A 3,567-nucleotide genomic window follows, 5' to 3' on the forward strand; every position below is an offset into this window, starting at 1 on the left:
CGATGGGACCGGCCGCGCTCAGGGAAGCACGACGGGGCATGAAACTTGCCGAAGAACTACAACTCCCGCTTGTCCTCGTGATCGACACTTTGGGCGCGTCGCTGTCCAAAGAAGCTGAAGAACGTGGACTGGCCCCTGAGATCGCCCGTTGCATCGCCGACCTCGTGACGCTGAAGACCCCGACAGTGTCGGTGTTGCTCGGTCAGGGAACAGGCGGCGGGGCGCTCGCGCTGCTGCCCGCCGATCGGGTACTCGCGGCACAGAACGGGTGGCTCGCTCCCCTGCCGCCGGAAGGCGCAAGCGCGATCGTCCATCGCGACATCAGTCACGCACCGGAGATGGCGGCAGCGCAGGGCATTCGTTCGTTGGATCTGCTTCGAGACGGCGTGATCGACGCGATCATTCCCGAAACGCCTGACGCGGCCGACGAACCCGTGGAATTCTCCAAGAGGGTAGGGGCTGCGATAGCGCACGAACTCTTCGTGCTTGCCGAAGAGTCGGACACCGATCGCCAGGCCTCCCGTATCGCGCGCTATCGAAACCTGGGAGTTCCGCAATGACGACGAAGGACCGGAATGCGCTGACGCTGCCGCACAGTTACGACCGCGCGGCACTCGCTCGTTTCGAATTGTTCCTGTTCGCCGGCGTCGCCACCGTGCTGATCACCCGCGCTTATCTGGCGGCAACGGGCTATCCCCAGATCGGGGGCGGCGCCCTCCACATCGCACACGTTCTCTGGGGCGGGTTGCTGATGGCCGTCGCCATCGTGGCGACCGCCATCACCGAAGGCTCTCGCACGCTTGACCTGGCCACGCTCGTCGGCGGAATCGGGTTCGGTCTCTTCATCGACGAGGTCGGAAAATTCGTCACCGCCGACGTCGATTACTTCTACCAGCCTGCCATCGCGATCATGTACGTCGTCTTCGTTCTCTTCTATCTTGCCGCGCGCGAGGTGGTGATTCGGCGCGGAATGAATGATCGTCATCGGCTCGCCATCGGGGCGCGAGCGCTCTCGGACCTCGCTCTCGGTCAGCTAGACGAGATCCAGTACAACCACGCCCTCCGCGTACTCGACGGCGTCGAAGACCGCAGCCTCACCGACCTCGTCGATTCGATCAAGGCCGGCCTGCATTCACAGACTCCGCCGACCGGCGGTATCGAATCGAAGATCACTCGTGGCCGCAACGCGTTCTTCCACCGTGCCGAGGAACTGCTCCGGCACCGGGTCGTCCGCCGACTGGTACTGACCCTGTTCGTACTGCAGGCTCTTCTGGCGATTGTCCAGGTGATCTACGCGTTGGTTTCCGAGAACGTCGTCGAGGCCGACGACGTCTCCGACCTGGTGGTCCAGATCTCCACCGTCGCAACCGGAGTTCTTGTGGTTCTGGGAGTGTGGTTCCTCTTCCGCGGTCCGTACCTGCGAGCCCTGAGACTCCTGCGTGCATCCCTCATCGTGAGCCTTCTGGTGACGCAGGTTTATCTGTTCACACAGGACCAGTTCGGCGCGCTTTTCGGATTCGCGGTGTCACTGTTCATGCTCGCGACTCTCCGCATCGCGATTCGAAGCGAAGAGTCCGCCGCAGCTCTACCGCAGTAATCCTCTACCGCAGTGGGACTGCAGGCCGACTCGGTAGATCGCGGATTCCGCGGAGGGGGCTGAAGAGCAAGACCAATCCGCACGGCGCGATCAGGCAGGCCATGATCCACATCGTCCCGCGCGGTCCCACCGCGTCGCCGAGGTAGCCTGCCGTCAGAGCACCGAGCGGAATGCTGCTGTGCAGCAGGAACATACTCGTTGCCACCACTCGTCCGAGGCGGTCCGGCGGACAGTAACTTTGACGGAAACTGCCGAGCACCACGTTGCACGACACGACGCCCGCAACCATCACCATGCCGCCGATGCAGAACCAGAACAGGCCGGCACCGTACGTCGTCAGAGGTGCTAACAGGATGAACGGTCCCGTCACCAACTGACAGGTGAGAACGCTTCGGGCAGTGCCGAATCTGCGGCCGAGCGGGCGCGCGATCATCGATCCGACAATTCCGCCCACCCCGGCAATCGCCAGGAGAAGCCCGAGTCCGAACTCCCCCACGCCAACCGTCTTTTCCAGGAACACGATCTGGATCGTGGAGTACCCGGTGAGACCGAAATTGAGCAGAGTGCCGTAGACGACGATCGACCGCAGATACGGATCACCGGCGACGAATCGCAGTCCGAGCGCAATCTGGCGTCGCAACGGTTCTCGCTGATTCTGTCCGCGATGGACGGTCTCCTGCACACGAATCAGCCAGATGCATACGAAGCAGAAGGCGAACGTGAACGCGTCGACAACCAGACCGGCCGCGAGCCCGACAGTTGCAACCACCAGCCCACCGACGCTTGGGCCGATCACCCGAGTTGCGGCCTCGGCGCCCTGAATCTTCGAGTTCCCTTCGACAAGATCCGCTTCGGCGAGCACCGTGGGGAGATACGAGTGATAGGCCGCCTGGAAGAAGACGGTGGCTGTACCGGTGAGCAGCGCGACCAGGAGCAGGTGGCCGTATGTCATCGCCTCCAGGAAGCCGGCGATCGCGATGCTCGCGAAGAACAGCGCGCACGCAGCGTTCGCGATCATCATGATCGGGCGCCGAGGCAGCCGGTCGATCCAGGCACCGGCTGGTAGTCCGACGATCAACCACGGCAACCACACTGCTGATGCCAGCACACCGATCTGGAAGCTACTCGCGTCCAGTTCGCGAAGCGCGATCAGCGGCAGTACGACGGTCGTGACACCGTTTCCGATACCGCTGACTGCGTCGCCGGTCCACAGAAGTCGGAAGTCACGCAGAGCGAGGACTCCCCAGAAGCCTGCGCGTTGCGCTGCACCTGTCACATCGATCCCCCTTTCAGTCCCTGGCCTATCCCACCCCTGCGCGCCACTGGCCGACGGGACAGGGCCGCCCGGCGCAAAGGGACGGTACCCGCACCGCTACTGAGGCGCACCGCACTGACGGTGACCTAAGGTGTTTCAGGTCACCGGTAAGCGAAGTTCACGAGAGGACACACGTCGATGAGCTCTTCCGAGCAGGCGTCCCACACCACGTATGCCGACGCATATCGCGAGAGCATGGATCAGCCGGAGAAGTTCTGGCTCGACGCTGCGCGGGCCGTCGACTGGGATGTCGCCCCCACCAAGGCTCTCGACGACTCTGCCGCGCCGATCTATCGCTGGTTCCCGGATGCTTCGCTCAACACCAGCTTCAATGCCCTCGATCGGCACGTCCGCGACGGCCGCGGCGATCAGACCGCGTTGATCTTCGACTCCGCGATGGTCCCCACCAAGGCCACGTACACCTACGCCGAATTGCTCGAGCAGGTCTCACTCTTCGCCGGCGTCTTGAAAGATCAGGGTGTGGTGGCGGGCGACCGCGTGATCATCTACATGCCGATGATCCCCGAGGCTGCGATCGCGATGCTCGCGTGTGCGCGAATCGGCGCGGTGCATTCGGTGGTGTTCGGCGGCTTTGCGGCCAAGGAGCTCGCAACCCGTATCGACGACGCCGGTCCAGTGGTGCTCGTGACGGCGT

General features: G+C 63.4%; 4 protein-coding genes. 3 read left to right on the forward strand and 1 reads right to left on the reverse strand.

Translation table 11 applies throughout. The features are described from left to right. Together RWT78_RS28810 and RWT78_RS28815 are read left to right on the forward strand one after the other, a co-directional pair. On the forward strand, window positions 1-560 hold a 560-nt coding region (locus RWT78_RS28810; RefSeq protein WP_314682807.1), incomplete at its 5' end, for a carboxyl transferase domain-containing protein. Further along, a complete protein-coding gene (locus tag RWT78_RS28815; RefSeq protein ID WP_314682810.1) occupies window positions 557-1,597 on the forward strand; it encodes a hypothetical protein in 1,041 nt (346 codons plus the stop codon). The genes RWT78_RS28810 and RWT78_RS28815, both read left to right, overlap by 4 nt. A gap of 4 nt (window positions 1,598-1,601) precedes the next feature. On the opposite strand, the gene RWT78_RS28820 is transcribed toward RWT78_RS28815, so the two are convergent. Further along, window positions 1,602-2,873 carry an MFS transporter gene (locus RWT78_RS28820; RefSeq protein ID WP_047270911.1) on the reverse strand — a complete coding sequence of 424 codons (1,272 nt, stop codon included), beginning with the start codon at window positions 2,871-2,873 and terminating at the stop codon, window positions 1,602-1,604. Between the two features lie 177 nt (window positions 2,874-3,050). On the opposite strand from RWT78_RS28820, the gene RWT78_RS28825 reads away from it, so the two are divergent. Next, the coding region (locus RWT78_RS28825) for an AMP-binding protein (RefSeq protein WP_314682815.1) at window positions 3,051-3,567 on the forward strand (517 nt) is incomplete at its 3' end.

Source organism: uncultured Rhodococcus sp. (assembly GCF_963525155.1).
In the GTDB taxonomy this organism is placed as follows: Bacteria; Actinomycetota; Actinomycetes; order Mycobacteriales; family Mycobacteriaceae; genus Rhodococcus_F; species Rhodococcus_F qingshengii.